A 20211-nucleotide genomic window follows, 5' to 3' on the forward strand; every position below is an offset into this window, starting at 1 on the left:
ACGGCGGCCGACGCCAACCAACCGGAGGAAACATGGACGCCACCCCGCCCGCCACCTCGGCCGCCGCGCCGCAGGACGGACCGGAAGCCGCCGCGCCCGCCGCCATCGAGGACGCGCATGTCTTCCTGCCGGAACTCTGGGCCGGGTTCGCCGAGTTCCAGCCGCGCAAGACGGCCCTGGTCTGCGACGGGGTGCGGCGCGACTGGGCGGGCTTCAATGCCGGCATGAACCGGGTGGCCAACCGGCTCAATGCGGCCGGCATCGGCCGCGGCGACCGGGTCGCCGTGGTGATGGCGAACTCGGTGACGATGCTGGAGGTGATGTTCGGCGTGGTGAAGGCCGGTGCCTGCGTGGTGCCGCTGTCGGCCATGCTGACCGGCGAGCAGATCGCCGCGCTGGCCGCCGATGCCGGCGCCCGTGCGCTGTTCGCCAGCGCCGGCCTGCACGAGAGCCTGGAGCCGCATCGCGACCGGCTGTCCGGCATCGATGCCGGGCTGTGGTTCCTGCATGGCGCCACGGCGCCCGGCTGGCAGGCGCTGGCGCCCTGGCTGGACGGCGCGCCCGAGCATGAGCCGGCGGTGCGCTACGACATGGAGGATGAGTTCAACATCATCTATTCCAGCGGCACCACCGGCCTGCCCAAGGGCATCGTGCAGACCCACCGGGCGCGGCAGCATTTCGCCTGGTCGAACGCGCTGGAGATGCGCTACCACCGCAACACGGTGGCTCTGGCGACGACGCCGCTCTATTCCAACGGCACCTTCCTGACCATGCTGCCGACCCTGTTCGTCGGCGGCACCCTGGTCGCGATGCCGGCCTTCGACCCGCTGGCCTTCCTGCAGACCGTGGCGCGGGAGAAGGTGACGCATAGCTTCATGGTGCCGACCCAGTTCATCGTCACCCTGGCCCATCCCGGTTTCGACCAGTACGACCTGTCCAGCCTGGAGGCGGTGCTGTCGGCCGGCTCGCCGCTGCGCCTGGACACCAAGAAGGCGGTGATCGAGCGGATGACCCCGAACCTGTACGAGATCTACGGCATCTCCGAAGGGGTGGCGACGATCATCCGGCCCGACATGGTGATGCGAAAGCCGGGCTCGGTCGGCACCCCGGTGGTCGGCTATCACGTCGCGATCATCGGCCCGGACGATGCGCCCCTGCCGCATGGCGAGGTGGGCGAGATCGTCGGCTACGGCGCCGGCATGATGAAGCGCTACAACCGCCGGCCCGACGCGACGGCGGAGATCGTCTGGCGCGATGCCCGCGGCCGCACCTATCTGCGCACGGGCGATATCGGCCGGATGGACGAGGACGGCTACCTGTACATCCTGGACCGCAAGAAGGACATGATCATCTCCGGCGGCTTCAACATCTTCCCCGCCGATCTGGAACAGGTGATCGGCGGCCATCCGGCGGTGATGGACGTCACGGTGATCGGCGTGCCGCACGAGAAATGGGGCGAGACGCCGCTGGCCCTGGTGATCCGGGAGACGGGCGCGGCGGCCGACGAGGCGGAGATCCTGGCCTGGGCGAACGAGCGGCTGGGCCGGCACCAGCGGGTCTCCGCCATCGCCTTCCGCGACGACTTCCCCCGCAACGCGCTCGGCAAGGTCCTGAAGCGCGAGCTGCGCGAACCCTATTGGCGCGACGCCTGAGGCGGTCGCCCGACGACGAGGAGAGACAAGATGCGCGACGTCTACATCATCGGCACCTATTCGACCGCGTTCCGCCGCTGGCCGGACAAGAGCTACAAGGACCTGACCCGGGACGCCTATCTGGGCGCCCTGGCCGATGCCGGGCTGGAAAACGGCGATCAGATCGAGAATGCCTGGTTCGGCAATTGCGGCATGTGGGCGGATGCCCAGGGCTCAATCCGCGGCCAGGTCTGCATGACGCCGCTGGTGCGCGACGGCCTGTTCCCGGAGCGGGTGCCGCTGGTCAATGTCGAGGATGCCTGCGCCACCGGCTCCGTCGCCCTGAACGGCGCCTGGAAGGACATCCTGTCGGGCACCGCCGACCTGGCGCTCGCCATCGCGGTGGAGAAGCTCTACGACCCCGACCATCCGGAGCGCACGATGTCGAAGTTCAACGCCGGCATCGACCAGCAGGACCCGCAGGAATGGCACGACTACTACGCCGCCGCGGGCGAGAAGGCGGGCAAGCCGTTCGAGCCCGGCCCCGACCGCACGGTGTTCATGGACACCTACGCGATGCAGGCCTGCTACCACATGAAGAAGCATGGCACGACGCAGGCGCAGATCGCCGCCGGCGCGGCAAAGAACCACAATTACGGCGCCCTGAACGATAAGGCGCAGTACCGCTTCGAGATGAGCGTCGAGGACGTGATGAAGGACCGCGCGGTCAGCTTCCCGCTGACCCGGTCGATGTGCTCGCCGATCGGCGACGGCGCGGCCGCCGCCCTGGTCTGTTCGGAAGACTTCCTGAGCAACCTGCCGCAGGCGGTACGCGACCGCGCCGTGCGGATCGCTGCCTCCGCGCTCTCCGGCGGCAAGTATCGCAGCCTGGACGAGGAGGGGCTGAGCCGGGTCGCCGCGAAGAAGGCGTACAGGCAGGCAGGCATCGGGCCGGAGAAGATCCGGGTGGCGGAGGTGCACGACGCCACCTCGTTCTGCGAGATCTACCAGGCCGAGATGATGGGCTTCTGCGACGACGGCGAAGGCGGCCGCTTCGTGGAGAGCGGCGCCACCGGCCCCGGCGGGCGGCTGCCGATCAACACCTCCGGCGGCCTGGTCTCCAAGGGCCATCCGGTCGGCGCCACCGGCCTGTCGATGGTCTACGAACTGTCCACCCAGCTGCGCGGCGAGGCGGGCGACCGCCAGGTGCCGGATGCCGAATGGGCGCTGGCGGAGAATGGCGGCGGGGTGATCGGCTTCGACGAGGCCTGCTGCGCGGTCACCATCCTGCACAAGCCGCAATAGCGGCCGACGGGAGCCCGGTCCCGCGATGGCGGAGATCAGCCTCAGCTTCGACAACGGCCCGAACCCGGAGGCGACGCCGCGCGTCCTCGACAGCCTGGCGCGGCGCGGCATCCTGGCCACCTTCTTCCTGGTCTGCCGCAACCTGGACGACCCTGCCGCACTGGCCGCGGCGGAGGCCGCCCATGCGGCCGGCCACTGGATCGGCAACCATACGATGACCCACGACGTGCCCCTGGGCATCGACCCCGACCCGGAGGCGCCGCAGCGGGAGATCGCGGTGGCGCAGGCGAAGCTGGGCGCGCTGGCCCATCCGGAAAAGCTGTTCCGGCCGTTCGCCAAGGGCGAGCTGGGGCCCCGCCTGCTCTCGCAGGCCGCCGTCGATCACCTCTGCCGCGGCGGCTATACCTGTGTGCTCTGGACCCATGTCCCGGGCGATTTCGACGACCATGACGGCTGGCCCGATCGCGCGATGGCGCAGATCGCGGCAGCGGAGGCGGCGGGGCGCAGCCACCAGCTGATCGTGCTGCACGATGCCGTGCCGCCGGCGATGCGCCACCTGGACGCCTTCCTCGACCGGCTGGCCGATGCCGACCACAGCTTCCGCCAGGACCATCCGCCGGACTGCGTGCCGATCCGCCGCGGCGATATCGTCGGCAATCTGGAGGGGCTGGTCGCCGGGTGATCCATCGCCCGGTTCGCCTGGAGGCGGCGCATGTCGCAAGCGATCCTGTTCAAAGAACCGCTGGCGGGCCTGCCGGAGCCCGCCTTCAGGATCCGCATGTCCGGCCGGCTGGAGCCGGAGCGGATCACCGCCACCTTCCTCGATGCCGCGCGGCGCGCCGGGACCGGCAGCCTCTACCTCCTGATCGACCGCCGCGGCATGGAGCCCTTCGCCAATGCCCGCTGGTACATCGCCTTCTTCCGGCAGCTGCATGAGGCGGGCATCACCCGCTACCGCAGCGTCGTCCTCGACACCGACGCCCTGCGCCCGCATATGGGCGCGCTGGTCCAGGAGGCCGCCATCGCCGCCGGCCTGGACGCCGTCATCCGCCATGCCTGGACAGAGGCGGAGGCGCTGCGCCACCTGCGGGAGATGATGACCGCGGGGCCGTAGGACGGGAAGCCGGCGGCCGGCCCACGCCATCCGAACGGTTGTCGCCCGCCGCCCGTGCGTGAAGATGGCAGGATCGGTCCCGACGGAGACCGGTCGGGCTTCGCCGCCCCGGTTGTCCGTCCGGGCCCGTCTCGGGTGCCCATCGAGGTCCACGCATGACAGCGAACATCCTCAGCTATGCGCCCCTCAGCCTGGGCCCGGACCTGGCCTTCAAGGTCTGCCTGGGCGGCCGGCCCGATGCCGTGGCGATCGCCCGCCTGTACCGGGAGATGGCCGGGCAGGCGGAAGACGGCATCCTCAACACGATCCTGGACAGGCGCGGCGCGGAATCGGTCGCCGACCTCGACTTCTATATCGACTTCTTCCAGCGCCTGCGGGACGCCGGCATCCGCCGCTATCGGACCGTGGTGATCGATTCGGATGCCAACCGGCCGCACATGGCGGCCCTGGCGCAGGAGGCGGCGCAGGCCGTCGGCCTGGACGCGCAGATCAGGCATGCCTGGTCGGAGGACAAGGCACGCCAGTGCCTGCAGGAGATGATGGCCGACAGCTGATCGCTGCCGCGGCGACAGGCGATGTTCAGGCGACCTTGCGCCCCCTGCTGCGCCGTCGCTCCGTCTTGCGCGCCGGCTTGGCAGCCGGCTCCGGCACCGTATCGCTCCGCTGTCCGCCGGTGATCGCCACCGCCTCCTCCGGCCGCGGCAGGCGGGCGGAGCCGCGCTCCACGAACAGCACCGGCACCTCGACGATGGTGCGGCGGTTCGACGGCTGGTCGTGCAGGCCCAGGATCAGGTCGACACTCGCCTCGACCAGCTCCTCGATCGGCTGCCGCAGGGTGGTCAGGGCATAGGCTGTCCAGGCCGATTGCGGGGTGTCGTCGAAACCGATCACCGACAGGTCGTCGGGCACCCTCAGGCCCGCTTCCCGCGCGGCATCGATCGCCCCCATCGCCATCATGTCGTTGGCGCCGAAGATCGCGTCCGGGCGCGGCCCTTCTGCCAGCAGCGACAGCACCGCCTGCCGCGCGCCCTCATAGCTGTAGTTGGCCTCCATCCGGACCACCTGCGCCGCGGTGTCGATACCCAGAGCGGCAAGGCCCTCGTAGAAGCCGCGCTCCCGGTTGATGCCGGTGGAGGTGTCGCGATGCCCGGCGATGAAGCCGAAGCGGCGATGGCCGGCGCGCACCAGCAGGGTCGCCACCAGCCGCGCGCCGCCGTAATTGTCGCTGGTCACGCTGTGCGCCGGCACGCCGGGCACGGTGCGGTTGAACAGCACCACCGGGGTGCCGCGCCGTTCGCACTCCGCGGCCATGTCGGAACTCAAGGTGGCGGCGCCGATGATCACGCCGTCGACCTGATACTGCAGGACCTGGGGCAGAAGCGCGTCCAGGTCGCCGCCGGGCGGCACAGTGAACAGCAGCACCTGCCGGCCCGCCTCCTGCAGGCGCAGGGAAAGGACGCGCAGGGCCTGCTGGTAGAACTGGTATTCCAGGTTGCCCAGCACCACACCGATGATGTTGGTCCGCCGGGTGATCATGCTGCGGGCGATGGCGTTCGGCATGTAGCCGATCTGCTCGGCAGCCGACATCACCTTGGCGCGGGTCGCCGGGCTGATGCTGGCACCGGGGGTGAAGGCGCGGGAGACAGCCGATTGCGACACGCCGGCCAGCCGCGCCACCTCGATCGCGGAAGGCCGGCGCGACCGCGCCAGCGGTTCCTGGACCTTCTCCCGCTGCGTCCTGTCGTGCTGCGCTCTGTCCCGGTTGGGCTTGTCCCGTTGCATGTCGTCCCGATGCGGTTGGCCCCCGATGCGGTCGGCCCTCATATTGCTGGCCTCCGGGGTACGATGGGTCGCTGGGGGGGGCGGACGGCCGCCGGAGCGGCCGGGCGTATCGCCTTCGGCCGGGACCCGACAGCCGGTTGCACTATCGCCCTGCATGCAGCCTATGCTGGCGATCCCGGCAACGACAAGCGGAAGCTGACCTGCTCCACCGCCGGATTGTCAAGGCAGTCGGCGCGGTAACGGCGTCAGCGGGCAATCAGGGAAAGGCCCGGCACCCGCCGCACCAGTCGCTCGTTGCGCAGCACGGCGTGCAGGTTGCGCCGCGCAAGCCTCGCATGCTCGCGGGCCAGCGCTTCCGCCCGCGCGCCTTCCCGCCCCTCGATCGCCTCCGCGATCGCCCAGTGCTGCGCCTGGGCCTGGCGCATCACGTCCCGGAACACCGGCAGGGCGGCCTGCGCCTCGACAAAGGCGCTGGGGGAGGCGAAGGGCAGGGTCACCACCCGCTCGATCTCCCGCCGCAGCAGGTCGCTGCCGGCGAGGCCGGACAGCAGGTCGTGGAATCGCTCGTTGCATGCGACATAGGCCTCGAAGTCCATGCGCTCCGGGGTCGCGCCGACGATCCCGTCGAGATCCTCCAGCACCACGCGCAGCGCCGTCATCGCCTCCGGCGCGGCGCCGCGCTCCGCCGCCAGCCGCGCCGCCGTCCCTTCCAGCACGCCGCGCAGCTCGATCGCATCGACGACATCGCTGTCGCTGAAGGCGCGGACCGCATGGCCGCCTCCGGGCAGCGCCTCCAGCAGGCCCTCCTGCGCCAGGCGCGCCAGCGCCGCGCGCACCGGGGTCCGCGACAGGCCCAGCCGGTCGACCAGCGCCAGCTCCGACATCCGCTCGCCGGGCCGGACCTCGCCGCTGTAGATCAGCTCCCGCACGCCCAGCAGCGCCTTCAGCGACTGCGAGGCCAGGCTTCCCCGCTGCCGGCTCTCCCCCGACCGGGCGGTCATCCGCCCCTCCCGCCGGAGTGCAGCGAAGCCTTGTATACATTGTCGCAGGTCGGGCATCGCGCCGGATGCGCCCACCGCCTGCATTCATATGTGCAGGGCCCGCAAATTTCCGGGACCATCATGCCTGCCCTCCGGATCCCGGGTTGACCGGGCATCCACTGCAAATCAGTATCGCCGCCAATCCTGTATACATTCCAGGGCAGGGGCAAGCGCCCTGCCCGCCGGCCGTCAGCCCAACACGAAAGGACAGGTTCAATGGGAGAGAAAGCGCCGTTCCGTGCCGACCATGTCGGCAGTTTCCTGCGCCCCAAGCGTCTGAGCGAGGCGCGCGCGAAGGCGCAGGAGGGCAAGATCGACGCCGCAGAACTGCGCGCGGTCGAGGACGAGTGCATCCGCGAGGTGGTGAAGAAGCAGGAGGAGCATGGCCTGCACGGCATCACCGACGGCGAGTTCCGGCGCACCTTCTTCCATGTCGACTTCCTGGAGAAGCTGGACGGTGTCAACGTCACCTATGGCGAGTTCTCCTCCCATTTCCGCAAGGACGACGGCTCCGAAGTCGGCTTCGCGCCGCCGACCATGCATGTCGATTCCCGCATCGGCCATGCGCAGCCGATCCAGGGCGCCGATTTCGACTTCCTGAAGTCCGTCGTCAGCCACACGCCGAAGGTCTGCATCCCCGCACCGTCGATGCTGCACTTCCGCGGCGGCCGCAAGGGCATCTCCGAGGATGTCTATCCGGACCTGGAAGCCTTCTACGACGACCTGGCAGCCGCCTATCGCGACGAGATCGCCGACCTGGCGGGGCGCGGCTGCCGCTACCTGCAGATGGACGACACCAACCTCGCCTATCTCTGCGACCCGGAGATCCGCCAGCGTACCGCCGACCGCGGCGACGACCCGGACGACCTGACCCGGCTCTACTGCCGGATGGTCAACGATGCGATCAGGGACCGGCCCGACGACATGGTGGTCGGCGTGCATCTGTGCCGCGGCAATTTCAAGAGCGCCTGGGTCGCCCAGGGCGGCTACGAGCCGGTGGCGGAGATCCTGTTCAACGAGATGGCGATCGACGCCTTCTTCCTGGAATATGATGACGAGCGGTCCGGCGATTTCGCGCCGTTGCGCCACATGCCGAAGGGCAAGACCGTGGTGCTGGGCCTGATGAGCTCCAAGAAGGCCGATGTCGAGCCGGCCGACACGATCCGCAAGCGCATCGACGAGGCCGCGGCCTATGTCCCCCTGGAGCAGTGCGCGCTGAGCCACCAGTGCGGCTTTTCCTCCACCGCGCATGGCAACGAACTGTCCGACGACGACCAGTGGCGCAAGCTCGACCGCTGCGTCGAGGTCGCGCAGGCGGTGTGGGGCAGCGTCTGATCACCCGGAACGACGGCAGGAACGGCCGGGGGGCAGCCGGGATCACGGCCGCCCCTTTTTCCACTCCCGGCTCCATGCCATCGTGCGGCCGACGGGCCGGCGGCCCGGGTGGCGCGCCACTTGCGACAGATGGCGCTTCGCATGAACCGGGCGCTTCGACCCGGCAGACAACAAGGAGGCTTTGACATGGTGTGGCGCATTTGCAGGCAGCTGGCCGGTGGCCTGCTCAACCGCAGGGCAGCGCTGGCCCTCGCCCTGACGGCTTTCGTCGGCGTCCAGCTGGCGGGCCCGCTGGCCGGCATGGGCCCGGCCGCGGCGCAGGACAAGATGAAGGTCGCCGCGATCTACACCGTGCCGGTGGAGCAGCAGTGGGTCAGCCGCATCCACAAGGCGCTGAATGCGGCGCAGGAGCGCGGCGAGATCGCCTATACCTATTCGGAGAATGTCGCCAACACCGACTATGAGCGGGTGATGCGCGAATATGCCGAGGCCGGCAACGACCTGATCGTGGGCGAGGTGTTCGGCGTCGAGCGTGCCGCACGCAAGGTCGCAGGCGACTATCCGGAGACCGCCTTCCTGATGGGCTCCAGCTTCGGCCCGGCGGGCAAGAACTTCTCCGTCTTCGACAACTGGATCCACGAACCCTCCTACCTGACCGGCATGGTGGCCGGCGAGCTGACCAAGTCGAACCTGATCGGCATGGTCGGCGGCTATCCGATCCCGGAAGTGAACCGCCTGATGCACGCCTTCATGGCCGGCGCGCAGGAGGTCAATCCGGAGGTGAAGTTCCTGGTCAGCTTCATCGGCTCCTGGTACGACCCGCCGAAGGCGAAGGAAGCCGCCTTCGCAATGATCGATGCCGGCGCCGACGTGATGTACGCGGAGCGGTTCGGCGTCTCCGACGCCGCCAAGGAGCGCGGCGTGCTGGCGATCGGCAATGTCATCGACACCCAGGCCGACTATCCGGGCACCGTGGTCGCCAGCGCCCTGTGGCACATGGAGCCGACCATCGACCGCGCCATCGCCAAGGTGAAGGCCGGCGCATTCGAGCCGGAGGATTACGGCCCCTACAGCTTCATGGCCCATGGCGGCGGCTCGCTGGCGCCGATGGACGACAAGCTGGTACCGCAGGCGGTGCAGGAGAAGGTGCAGGCCAAGCGCCAGGAGATCCTGGACGGCCTGTTCCGGGTCAACGTCAACGACAGCGAGCCGAAGTCGACGATGTGAGGGGGCGCCTCCTCGCGCCCACCGTCCGATCGATTCGCGACCCGCGACCCTCGTGCAGGGCCTGACCGAAGAGAGCGATGCCCCGCAGCCGGTGCTGCGGCTGCGGGGCATCACCAAGCGGTTCGGCGCCGTCACCGCCAATGACGGCATCGACCTGGACCTGCATGCCGGCCGCATCCTGGCCCTGCTGGGCGAGAACGGCGCCGGCAAGACCACCCTGATGAACATCCTGTTCGGCCACTACGCCGCCGACGAAGGCAGTGTGGAGGTCGCCGGACCGGACGGCGGGCTGCAGCCGCTGCGCCCCGGCGCGCCGGAGGCGGCGCTGGCCGCCGGCATCGGCATGGTCCACCAGCACTTCACCCTGGCCGACAACCTGACCGTCCTCGACAATATCGTCCTGGGCACGGAGCGCCTGTGGCTGCCATTCCAGCGCCGCCGCGCGGCGCAGGCGAAGCTGCGGGACCTGATGGCCCGCGCCGGGCTGCAGGTGCCGCTGGACGCCAATGTCGGCAGCCTGTCGGTGGGCGAGCGCCAGCGGGTGGAAATCCTGAAGGCGCTGTACCGGGACGCCCGGATCCTGATCCTGGACGAACCCACCGCGGTGCTGACCCCGGGCGAAGCCGACCGCCTGTTCGACACCCTGCGCCAGCTCGCGGCCGCCGGCCTGGCGATCGTCTTCATCTCCCACAAGCTGGCGGAGGTGATGGCGCTAACCGAACGGGTCGTGGTGCTGCGCGGCGGGCGTGCGGTGGCCAGCTTCCGCACGGCGGAGACCAGCCGCGAGGCGCTGGCCGAATGCATGGTCGGCCGGCCGGTCCAGGCGGTGGAACGGCCGCCCCTGGAACCGGGGCAGGTCCTGTTGCGCATCGCAGGTGCCGATGTCCCGGGCCGCCATGGCCGGCCCGGCCTGGACGGCGCCGACCTGGAGATCCGCGGCCGCGAGATCGTCGGCATTGCCGGCGTCTCCGGCAACGGCCAGGGCGCCCTCTCCGACCTGCTCTGCGGGCTGGCCCGACCGACCGCCGGCACCGTTGCCCTGTTCGATCGCCCGGCACCGCTGAGCGATCCGGCGGCGATGGTCGCCGCCGGGGTCGGCCGCATCCCCGAAGACCGCCACCACGACGGCACCGTCGGCGACATGGCGGTGTGGGAGAATGCCGCGCTGGAGACGGTGCGCCAGCCGCCGGTCGGCCGGCACGGCCTGCTCGACCGCGCCGCCGGCCGCCGCCACGCGATCGACCTGATCGCGCGCTACAACGTGCGCTGTCCCGGGCCGGACGCGCCGATCCGGCTGCTGTCAGGCGGCAACATGCAGAAGCTGATCCTGGGCCGGGTGCTGGAACGGCAGCCGCGCCTGATCGTCGCCAACCAGCCGACCCGCGGCCTGGACATCGGCGCCGTCACGGAAGTCCACCGCCGGCTGCTGGAGGCCCGGGCCGGCGGCGCCGGCATCCTCTTGATTTCCGAGGACCTGGACGAGCTGCTGGCCCTCGCCGACCGCATCGCAGTGCTCTATCACGGCCGCCTGTCGGAGGCCCTGCCCGCCGACGGGCTGGATGTCCGCACCCTGGGGCTGATGATGGCGGGGCAGCGGCCGGACCATGCTGCACCGGAGCCGCGTCATGCGCCTTGAACAGCGCGCCCATGTGCCGCTCGCTTTGGCGGTCGCCGCGCCGGTCGGCGCCGCCATCGCCGCCCTGGCGCTCTGCTCGCTGCTGCTGCTCTGGGCCGATGCCTCGGTGGCGCGCGCCTACGGCCTGATGCTGGAGGGCGCGCTGGGCTCGCGCTTCGCGATCGCGGAGACCCTGGCCCGCGCCGCGCCCCTGATCCTGACCGGCCTGGCCGTGGCCGTGGCGTTCCGCGCGAAGCTCTGGAACATCGGCGCGGAGGGCCAGCTCTATGCCGGCGCGCTGGCAGCCGTCGCCGTGGCTTCGCAGCCGGTCGTCGACAGCGCCTGGCTGATCGTGCCGCTGATGCTGCTGGCCGGTGCCGCCGCCGGCGCGGTGCTGCTGATCGGCCCCGCTTTGCTGAAGCTGCGGCTGGGGGTCGACGAGGTGGTGACCACCCTGCTGCTGAACTTCATCATGCTGCTGTTCGTCGGCATGATGCTGGAAGGGCCGATGCAGGACCCTATGAGCCTGGGCTGGCCGCAGTCGGAGCCGATCGCCGATTCTGCCGTGCTGCCGCCGCTGCTGGAGAAGACCCGCCTGCATGCCGGGCTGCTGATGGCGCTGGTCGCGGCCGTCCTGGTCTGGTTCCTGATGGCCCGCACCACCCTGGGCTTCGCCATCCGCGCCACCGGTGCCAATGCCGGCGCGGCCCGCTTCGCCGGCCTGCCGGTCGGCCGTACCGTGCTGGCCACGGCGGCGATCTCCGGCGCGCTGGCCGGTCTGGCCGGGGTGGGCGAGGTCGCCGGGCTGAAGGGCTATGTCACCCAGGACCTGTCGCCGGGCTACGGCTATAGCGGCATCGTCGTCGCCATGCTGGCGCAGCTCAGCCCCGTCGGCGTGGTGCCGGCCGCCCTGTTCATCGCCGCGGTGTTCGTGGGCGCCGACAGCATGAGCCGCAGCCTCGGCGTCTCCAGCTACCTGGCGGACCTGATCGTGGCGACCTCGCTGCTGACCATGCTGGTGGCGGTGCTGGTCAGCCGCTACCGCATCCGGCGCGGCTAGGAGGGCGGCGCGATGGACGGCGTGATCGAAATCCTGCTGACCGCCAGCTTCTGGGTGGCCGCGGTGCGCATCGCCACGCCGTTCATCTTCGGCACCCTGGGGGAGCTGATCTGCGAGCGTGCCGGGGTGCTGAACCTGGGCATCGAGGGGATCTTCACCGCCGGCGCGATGTCCGGCTGGATGGCGGTGCATTTCGGCGCCGACCTGTGGACCGGGGTGCTGGTCGCCGCCCTGGTCGGCATGGCCTTCGGCCTGCTGCTGGCGCTGTTCACCGTGCCGCTGGGCCTGTCGCAGCATGTCACCGGCATCGGCGTCACCCTGCTGGCCACCAGCCTGTCCTATTTCGTCTACCGCATGGTGCTGCCCGACGTGGACAGCCCGCCGCGGATCGAGGCCTTCCAGCCCTTGCCGATCCCGCTGCTGGCCGACCTGCCGCTGCTCGGCCCGGCGCTGTTCCAGCAGACCGCGCTGACCTACCTCGCCTTCCTGGCGGTGCCGGTGGTGGCCTGGATCCTGTACCGCACGCCGCTGGGCCTGGCGATCCGCACGGTGGGGGAGAACCCCGCCGCGGCCGAGGCGCAGGGCCTGTCGGTCAGCGGCCTGCGGATCGGCGCGGTGATGGCCGGCAGCGCGTTGATGGCGATCGGCGGCGCCTTCCTCACCATGTCGGCGTTCAACGCCTTCTTCTTCGAAATGGTGAACGGCCGCGGCTGGATCTGCATCGCCCTGGTGGTCTTCGCCTCCTGGCGGCCGGGCAAGGCCCTGCTGGGCGCGCTGCTGTTCGGCGCCTTCGACGCCTTCCAGGTGCGCCTGCAGCAGAACCTGGGCGGGGTGATCCCCTACCAGGTTTTCCTGATGCTGCCCTACATCCTGTCGATCCTGGCGCTGGTGGTGATGTCGCGGCGCGCGGCCTATCCCCAGGCGCTGATGGTCCCCTACCGCAAGGGAGAACGTTGAGATGGCCTTCGACCTGCTGCTGCGCGGCGCCACCCTGCCCGACGGCCGCACCGGCATCGACATCGGCATCGCGGACGGCCGCATCGCCGCCGTGGAAACCGGCCTGAAGGCAGAGGCTGGGCGGGTCCTGGACGTCACCGGCCTGCTGATCAGCCCACCCTTCGTCGACTGCCATTTCCACATGGATTCCACCCTGTCGCTCGGCAATCCGCGGCTCAACACCTCCGGCACCCTGCTGGAAGGGATTGCGATCTGGGGCGAACTGAAGCCGCACCTGACCCAGGATGCGATCGTCGAGCGCGCCCTGGCCTATTGCCGGCTGGCCGCGGCGCAGGGGATCGGCGCGATCCGGTCGCATGTCGATGTCTGCGACGACCGGCTGCTGGCGGTCGACGCCCTGCTGGAGGTGCAGCGCCGGGTCAGGCCCTGGCTCGACCTGCAGCTGGTCGCCTTCCCCCAGGACGGCTATCTGCGCAGCGCGTCCGCGGCGGACAACCTGAAGCGGGCACTGGACCGCGGCGTCAACGTGGTCGGCGGCATCCCGCATTTCGAGCGCACCATGGCCGACGGCGCCGCCTCGATCCGCGCGTTGTGCGAGATCGCGGCCGATCGCGGCCTGCTGGTCGACATGCATTGCGACGAGAGCGACGATCCCTGGTCCCGCCATGTGGAGACCCTGGCGGCGGAGGTGCACCGCACCGGCCTGCACGGCCGCGCCGTGGGCTCGCACCTCGCCTCCATGCATTCGATGGACAACTACTACGTCTCCAAGCTGCTGCCGCTGATGGCGGAGGCACAGCTGGGCGCGATCGCCAACCCGCTGATCAACATCACCCTGCAGGGCCGCCACGACAGCTATCCGAAACGGCGCGGCATGACCCGGGTGCCGGAGCTGATGGCGGCCGGAATCACTGTCGGCTTCGGCCATGACTGCGTGATGGACCCCTGGTACCCGCTGGGCAGCGGCGACATGCTGGAGGTCGCCAGCATGGCGCTCCACGTCGCGCAGATGACCGGGACCGAACAGATGGCCGCCTGCTTCCGCGCAGTGACCGAGGCACCGGCGCGGCTGCTGCATCTCGACGGCTACGGCCTGGCGCCGGGCGCCCGCGCCGACCTGGTGGTCCTGCAGGCCGCCGACCCGGCGGAGGCAATCCGGCTGAAGGCCACCCGCCTGATGGTGCTGCGCGCCGGCCGGGTGATCGCCGAGACGGCGCCGCGGCAGACCCGGCTGACCCTGCCGGAGGAGGGCGAGCGCCTGCTGGAGCCGATGCGCAGCAGCCTGCTGCCCTGACCCCGCGGGCGATGCCGCGCCCCGGCTGAGACTTTGCTGCGCCAGGAAAAGGTTTCCTTCACCAATTATCGCTATCGATGGTCGGATCTTGTCCCTGGAACTGGCGCGAAGGATGCGCCGGAGAGATGGCCGATGGCGGAATGGCGGGATGCGGCGCACATGCCGGTGGCGCGGCTGGAAGGATGCTCCTTCGCAGCGGATCCGGATCTGACTGCAAGCCCGAAACTGGGCTGGCTGGCGGGCCTGGTCGTCCGCGCCCGCGCGCAGGGGCGGCTGCCCAGGGTCGAGGAGGTCTCGCCCCGGCTCATCGGCCCCGCGGCGCTGCCCACCGTCATGATCCTGGATGTCGAGGGGCCGCCGCGCCGCTTCCGCATCCGCCTGGTCGGCACCGACCTGTCCCGCATGGCCGGCCGCGATTCCACCGGACGGCTGTTCGACGAACTGTCGGACCGGCAGGGCGCGGCCAACGCCTTCTACCTGCGCCAGATGGACCATATCGCCGACAGCGGCGACTGCGTCGTGGTGACCGCGGACCTCTACTACCGTCGGAACGACTGGCAGCATTTCCGGTCGATCTGGGCACCGCTTGCCGGACCGCAGGGCGATATCGAGCGCATCGCCTGCGCCGTCGAGGCGCCGAAGCAGCTGCGCGCGCGGCGCAGCCTGATTTGACGATGCCCCGTGCCACCCTGTGGCAGCCCGGGCCGGGCGACGGGACGCTGCGCCGGCGCGGCCTCGCACGCCGGCGCCAGCCGGCGGCCGAAGGCGCACTGGACGCCTTTGTCGCGACGCCGTTCCACGCCGATCCGGCGATGGCCTCGGATCCCGCCCTCGGCTGGCTCGCGGCATTGCTTGCCACCGCTGCGGATCGCGGCGGCCTGCCGCGCCGGTCGGAGATCACGCCGCGCCGGATCGGCCCCGGCGCCCTGCCCAAGGTGCTCCTGCTCCAGGTCACCGGGCCGCCCCGGCGCTATCTCATCCGGCTCGTGGGCACCGAACTCGTCCGGAGCTCGGGACGGGACAATACCGGCCGCTACTTTGACGAGCTGGCCGAGGAACAGCGCGGCGCAAACCCCTATTACCTGCAGCTGCTGGACCATGTCGCGGACAGCGGAACGGCCCTGCTGGTCGCTGCCAACCTGTTCTACAGGGATCGCGCCTGGCAGCCGGTGCGGGCCCTGGTGACACCGGTGTCCGGCAACGGCGACGGGGTCGGCTACATCGCCTGTGCGATCGACCTGCCGCCCGGCGAGGGGCAGGCGGCGCCCGGCGGGGCCGTATCATGAGGGACGGCGGCCGATCCGGGGCAACTGCCCGCGGATTGGGCAGCCTCACGTCTGTCTCTTAGGCAGTCGCCCCCCCACCGGCCCTGTTCGGGGTCGCGGCACGACGGGAAACCGCGCCGCTCCCCACCTCATCCCGTGGCACAGCTCTTGCCTTTCGACGCGCAGGATCCTGACCGGTTGGTCAGACCCTGTCCCGCCCGGCGCCTTCGGATCGCCGGACGGCGCGTCAGTCAGGGAGGGCTGCATGACCATAATGGACGTCCCCGTCATCGACGTCTCTCCGTTCTACTCCGGCGGCCCCGCGGGCAAGCGCGCGGTGGCGGAGGCGATCGACCGGGCCTGCACCGATATCGGCTTCCTGCAGTTGGTCGGGCATCCGGTGCCGCAGGACCTGATCCGCCGGGTCTATGACAGTGCGCGCGCCTTCTTCGACCTGCCGGATGCGGCGAAGGCGGAGGTCGTGCGCCCCTCTCCCGACCAGGTCCGGGGCTATTCCGCCATCGGCGACGAGGGCCTGTCCTATTCCCTGGACGAGGTGGCGCCCGGCGACCTGAAGGAGAGCCTCTCCGTCGGCCCGGTCGATGTGCCGGCCGGCGATCCCTACTACCACGGCCCGGCCGCCGGCCCGCATTTCGCGCCGAACATCTGGCCGGCCCAGGTCCCCGACCTGGCAGAATCCTGGACGGAGTATTTCCGCCAGATGGAGCGGTTCTCCGCCGACGTGATGCGGATGTTCGCCCTCGGCCTGGGGCTGGAGGAGGAGTTCTTCACCCCCACCATCGACCGCCATATCAGCATGCTGCGGGTGCTGAACTATCCCGACCAGCCACAGCCCCCCGAACCGGGCCAGCTGCGCGCCGGCGCCCATTCCGACTATGGCAGCCTGACCCTGCTGGTGCAGGAACAGGCGCCCGGCGGGCTGCAGGTGCGCAACAAGGCCGGCGAATGGGTGCCGGTGCCGCCGGTGGAAGGCGCCTTCGTCCTCAACATCGGCGACCTGATGATGGAATGGACCAACGACAGGTGGATCTCCACCCTGCACCGGGTGGTCAATCCGCCGCGCGACGCGGCCCTGGGCAGCCGGCGCCAGTCGATCGTCTTCTTCCACCAGCCCAACTACGACGCGATGATCGAGTGCCTGCCGCACTGCGCCTCGCCCGACAATCCGCCGAAATACGCGCCGATCTCCTCCGGCGACCATCTGCGCAACAAGTTCGTCAAGCAGACCACCTTCGGCGGCGCGGGCTGAGCCGATGGCGCACCTGTCCTACGTCAACGTCTTCGCCGAGGATATCGAGGCGCTGTCCGGCTTCTACATGACCGTGTTCGGCTTCACCGAGATCGAGGCGATCCGCTCGCCGATCTTCCGCGGCATCGACACCGGCCGCTCCGCCATCGGCTTCAACGCGCTGGATGCCTACGAGCTGCTGCAGCTCGACGACCACCGCCACCAGGGCGGGGTGAAGTTCCTGCTGAACATCGACGTGGACAGCGCTGAGGAGGTCGACCGGATGGTGCCGGTCGCGGTGGCGCATGGCGCGACCCTGATCAAGGCACCCTACAAGACCTACTACAACTGGTACCAGGCCGTCCTGCTCGACCCGGAAGGCAATGTCTTCCGGATCAACAGGATGCTCGAAGACTGACCCGTCCCCCGAAAAGGCCCATCCCGAACAAGGAGTGAAGGCGAGATGTTCCGACGTCACCTGCGATCCGTCCTGGCAGCCGCGGGCATCGCCCTGCTGTCGGCGGCGGCCACCGCGCCGGTCGCCAGCCGCGACGCGCATGCGGCCATGGGCCTGGACGGCGACCCGAAGGTCGCCTTCCTCTATATCGCTCCGGTCGGCGATGGCGGCTGGACCTTCATGCACGACCAGTCGCGCAAGGCGCTGGAGGCGGAGCTGGGCAGCGAGGTCGCCTTCACCGAGAACATCCCGGAAGTGACCGAGCGGGTCCGCCAGGTGATCGACCGCTACGTGAAGCGCGGCTACAACGTGATCGTCGGCACCGCCTACGGCTATTCCGATGCCTTTGCCGAGGCGGCGAAGGAATATCCGGAGGTCGTCTTCCTGAACGCCGCCGGCTATACCAGCGCGCCCAACCTGACCAGCTATTACGGCCGTTCCTACGAAGGCATGTACCTGGCGGGCATGGCGGCCGGGGCGGTCAGCAAGACCGGCAAGCTGGGCTTCGTCGCCGCCTATCCGCTGGGCCTGGTGAACTGGAACATCAACGCCTTCGCGCTGGGCGCGCAGAAGATGAACCCGGATGCCGAGGTCATCGTCTCCTTCACCAACACCTGGTACGACCCGGTGAAGGAAGAGGCCGCCGCCCAGGCGCTGATCGAGCAGGGCGTCGACGTGATCGCCCAGCACCAGGACACGCCGGGCCCGCAGATCGCCGCGGAGCGCGCCGGCATCCATTCCGTCGGTTACAACGCCGACATGTCCTCCAGCGCGCCGAACGCGCACCTGGTGGCCTCCGTCTTCGACTGGGGCAAGTTCGTCCTGCCCGCGGTGAAGCGCGCACAGGACGGCAGCTTCGAGGGCGGCTTCGCCTTCGAGGGGATGGATACCGGCGTGGTCGGCATCTCCGACTTCACCTCCGACGCGGTGCCGGAGGCGGCGAAGAAGGAGATCATGGCGACCGCTGAGAAGATCGCCAACGGCGACTTCTACGTCTTCTCCGGGCCGATCGCGAAGCAGGACGGCACCATCGTCGTGCCCGACGGCGAGGGCTATCCGATGGACAAGCTGTTCGGCATGGACTTCCTGGTGAAGGGCACGGTGGGCAGCCTGGAATAGGCCGCCGTCGATTGCTGGCCGGTGCGGAGGATCGAGGCCCTTCGCGCCGGCCCTTTCAGGTCCGGATCCCGTTCGTGAACGCACCTTCCCTCCCTGCCGTCCTGCGGCTGCAGGGCATCGACAAGTCGTTCGACGGCAATCCCGCCCTGGCGGATGCGCATTTCACGCTGGCGGCGGGAGAGGTGCACGGCCTGCTGGGCGAGAACGGCGCCGGCAAGTCGACCCTGATGACCGTCGCCGCCGGCCTCTACCGGCCGGATGCCGGCCGCATCGAGCTGCACGGGCGGCCGGTCGAGATCGACGGCCCGACCGCCGCCCGGGCGCAGGGCATCGGCATGGTGCACCAGCATTTCAAGCTGGTGCGCCGCTTCACCGTCGCGGAGAACGTCGCCCTGGCCTGCCCGGCCCTGAAGCCGGCCGGGCTCGCCGATGCCATCGCGGCATGCGCGCAGGGGCTGGGCTTCACCCTGCGGCCGGCGGCGCTGATCGACAGCCTGTCGATCGCCGAGCGGCAGCGGGTGGAGATCGTGAAAACCCTGCTGGGCGGCGCCCGCATCCTGATCCTTGACGAACCGACCGCGGTGCTGACCGATGAGGAGGGCGCGCTGCTATTGGCAGCCGTGCGACGCCTTGCCGACACGGGCACCGCAGTGGTGCTGATCAGCCACAAGCTGCGCGAGGTGGCCCGCCATGCCGACCGGGTGACGGTGATGCGCGGCGGGCGCACCGTGGTCGCCGGACAGCCGACCGCCGGGCTCGATGTCGACCGCATGGCGGAACTGATGGTCGGCGTCTCGCCACCCGCCGATGCCTGGCGCGGCGGCCATCCGGGCCGGCCCCTGCTGCAGCTGAACGACCTGGCCCTGTCGCCGGGCGATGGCGGGGTCGCCCTGCAGGACCTGCAGCTCGCCATTCGCGGCGGCGAGATCTACGGCATCGCCGGCGTCGGCGGCAACGGGCAGACGGAACTGGTGGACCTGCTGGCCGGCCTGCGCAGGGCCGCCGCCGGCCAGATCGTGCTGGACGACCGGCGCATCGACGGCCTGTCGACGGCGGCGCGGCGGCGCCTGGGCCTGCGCGTGGTGCCCGCCGACCGCTACGGCCGCGCACTGGCCGGCGACCTGCGTGTGTTCGAGAACTTCGCCATGACGGCCCTGCGCGGCGGCGCCTATGGTCCTGCCGCCTGGCTGCGGCGCGGCCGCATGCGCGATGCCGCGGCGGCGGCGATCGACGCCCATGACGTGCGCGGCGCCCGCCCCGACACGCGGACCCGCCTGCTCTCCGGCGGCAATGCGCAGAAGCTGGTCCTGGCCCGCGAGCTGGGCCCGGGCATGCGGGCCCTGCTCGCTCATTCGCCATCGCGCGGCCTCGATGTCCGTGCCGCCGCGGCGGTGCATGAGCGCCTGCGCGAGGCGCGCGATGCCGGCGCGGCGATCCTGGTGATCAGCGAGGACCTGGACGAGGTCATGGCCCTGTCCGACCGGATCGGCGTGCTGACCCGCGGCCGCATCGTCGGCGAATTCGCCGCGGCCGGCGATGGCGGCGAACGGTTCCCCCGGGCGGAGATCGGCCGCCTGATGGTGGGCCATGCATAGCGGCGGAAGGCATGCCGCGGCGGCAGCGATGTCGGCTGGCCGACGGCCCTGCCGCCCCTTCCCCATGTCCGTTGTCCCCGGCCACCTCGGGTCGAACTTTTCGACATATCCAGCTCCCTTCGACGCATCTGCCCGGATGCCGTCGCCCTCGGCCCCCGAGCCGAGG

Annotated in this window: 19 protein-coding genes; 17 read left to right on the forward strand and 2 right to left on the reverse strand. The window is 70.3% G+C overall.

The window, feature by feature from the left end; translation table 11 throughout:
• Window positions 1-32 precede the first annotated feature (32 nt).
• The 5 genes from ACFOGJ_RS29430 to ACFOGJ_RS29450 all read left to right on the forward strand — a co-directional run bounded on the left by ACFOGJ_RS29430 (window position 33) and on the right by ACFOGJ_RS29450 (window position 4604).
• Window positions 33-1652: a class I adenylate-forming enzyme family protein gene (locus tag ACFOGJ_RS29430; RefSeq protein WP_379906878.1), complete on the forward strand. Its 1620-nt coding sequence runs from the start codon at window positions 33-35 to the stop codon at window positions 1650-1652.
• A gap of 30 nt (window positions 1653-1682) precedes the next feature.
• Entirely contained in the window at window positions 1683-2936 is a 1254-nt protein-coding gene (locus ACFOGJ_RS29435) for a thiolase family protein (protein WP_379906879.1), read from the forward strand.
• A 25-nt stretch (window positions 2937-2961) separates the two neighbouring features.
• The gene (locus ACFOGJ_RS29440; protein ID WP_379906880.1) at window positions 2962-3618 is read left to right on the forward strand and encodes a polysaccharide deacetylase family protein; all 657 of its coding nucleotides are present in this window, start codon (window positions 2962-2964) and stop codon (window positions 3616-3618) included.
• 30 nt (window positions 3619-3648) lie between these two features.
• On the forward strand, window positions 3649-4050 hold the full coding sequence (locus tag ACFOGJ_RS29445; RefSeq protein WP_379906882.1) for a hypothetical protein: 402 nt from the start codon (window positions 3649-3651) through the stop codon (window positions 4048-4050).
• 155 nt (window positions 4051-4205) lie between these two features.
• Window positions 4206-4604, forward strand: a complete 399-nt coding sequence (locus ACFOGJ_RS29450) for a hypothetical protein (RefSeq protein WP_379906884.1) — start codon at window positions 4206-4208, stop codon at window positions 4602-4604.
• Between the two features lie 25 nt (window positions 4605-4629).
• Here ACFOGJ_RS29450 and ACFOGJ_RS29455 read toward each other — a convergent pair whose 3' ends face one another.
• Window positions 4630-5832: a LacI family DNA-binding transcriptional regulator gene (locus tag ACFOGJ_RS29455; RefSeq protein WP_379906885.1), complete on the reverse strand. Its 1203-nt coding sequence runs from the start codon at window positions 5830-5832 to the stop codon at window positions 4630-4632.
• A 245-nt stretch (window positions 5833-6077) separates the two neighbouring features.
• A complete protein-coding gene (locus tag ACFOGJ_RS29460) occupies window positions 6078-6833 on the reverse strand; it encodes a GntR family transcriptional regulator (protein ID WP_379906886.1) in 756 nt (251 codons plus the stop codon).
• A 255-nt stretch (window positions 6834-7088) separates the two neighbouring features.
• Between ACFOGJ_RS29460 and ACFOGJ_RS29465 the strand changes: the two genes are divergently transcribed.
• From ACFOGJ_RS29465 to ACFOGJ_RS29520, 12 genes are all read left to right on the forward strand, one after another.
• Window positions 7089-8207 (forward strand): 5-methyltetrahydropteroyltriglutamate--homocysteine S-methyltransferase, encoded by a 1119-nt coding sequence (locus ACFOGJ_RS29465; RefSeq protein ID WP_379906888.1) that lies wholly within the window; start codon window positions 7089-7091, stop codon window positions 8205-8207.
• A gap of 186 nt (window positions 8208-8393) precedes the next feature.
• Entirely contained in the window at window positions 8394-9434 is a 1041-nt protein-coding gene (locus ACFOGJ_RS29470) for a BMP family protein (RefSeq protein WP_379906889.1), read from the forward strand.
• Window positions 9435-9486: 52 nt separating this feature from the next.
• On the forward strand, window positions 9487-11070 hold the full coding sequence (locus ACFOGJ_RS29475; protein ID WP_379906890.1) for an ABC transporter ATP-binding protein: 1584 nt from the start codon (window positions 9487-9489) through the stop codon (window positions 11068-11070).
• Complete coding sequence (locus ACFOGJ_RS29480; RefSeq protein ID WP_379906891.1) at window positions 11060-12109, forward strand: ABC transporter permease; 1050 nt, start codon at window positions 11060-11062, stop codon at window positions 12107-12109. Before ACFOGJ_RS29475 ends, ACFOGJ_RS29480 begins: the two co-directional genes overlap by 11 nt.
• A 12-nt stretch (window positions 12110-12121) precedes the next feature.
• On the forward strand, window positions 12122-13066 hold the full coding sequence (locus ACFOGJ_RS29485; RefSeq protein ID WP_379906892.1) for an ABC transporter permease: 945 nt from the start codon (window positions 12122-12124) through the stop codon (window positions 13064-13066).
• A gap of 1 nt (window position 13067) precedes the next feature.
• Window positions 13068-14360, forward strand: coding sequence for an amidohydrolase family protein (locus tag ACFOGJ_RS29490; protein WP_379906894.1), 1293 nt, complete (start codon window positions 13068-13070; stop codon window positions 14358-14360).
• Window positions 14361-14492: 132 nt separating this feature from the next.
• Window positions 14493-15032 carry a PAS domain-containing protein gene (locus ACFOGJ_RS29495; RefSeq protein ID WP_379906896.1) on the forward strand — a complete coding sequence of 180 codons (540 nt, stop codon included), beginning with the start codon at window positions 14493-14495 and terminating at the stop codon, window positions 15030-15032.
• A gap of 2 nt (window positions 15033-15034) precedes the next feature.
• Window positions 15035-15646 (forward strand): PAS domain-containing protein, encoded by a 612-nt coding sequence (locus ACFOGJ_RS29500; RefSeq protein ID WP_379906897.1) that lies wholly within the window; start codon window positions 15035-15037, stop codon window positions 15644-15646.
• A gap of 244 nt (window positions 15647-15890) precedes the next feature.
• On the forward strand, window positions 15891-16895 hold the full coding sequence (locus tag ACFOGJ_RS29505) for an isopenicillin N synthase family dioxygenase (protein WP_379906898.1): 1005 nt from the start codon (window positions 15891-15893) through the stop codon (window positions 16893-16895).
• A 4-nt stretch (window positions 16896-16899) separates the two neighbouring features.
• Window positions 16900-17292 carry a VOC family protein gene (locus ACFOGJ_RS29510; RefSeq protein ID WP_379906899.1) on the forward strand — a complete coding sequence of 131 codons (393 nt, stop codon included), beginning with the start codon at window positions 16900-16902 and terminating at the stop codon, window positions 17290-17292.
• A gap of 45 nt (window positions 17293-17337) precedes the next feature.
• Window positions 17338-18450, forward strand: coding sequence for a BMP family ABC transporter substrate-binding protein (locus tag ACFOGJ_RS29515; RefSeq protein ID WP_379906900.1), 1113 nt, complete (start codon window positions 17338-17340; stop codon window positions 18448-18450).
• Window positions 18451-18524: 74 nt separating this feature from the next.
• Window positions 18525-20045: an ABC transporter ATP-binding protein gene (locus ACFOGJ_RS29520; RefSeq protein WP_379906901.1), complete on the forward strand. Its 1521-nt coding sequence runs from the start codon at window positions 18525-18527 to the stop codon at window positions 20043-20045.
• The last annotated feature ends 166 nt before the right edge of the window (window positions 20046-20211 follow it).

Source organism: Marinibaculum pumilum, assembly GCF_042646425.1.
GTDB lineage: Bacteria > Pseudomonadota > Alphaproteobacteria > Ferrovibrionales > Ferrovibrionaceae > Marinibaculum > Marinibaculum pumilum.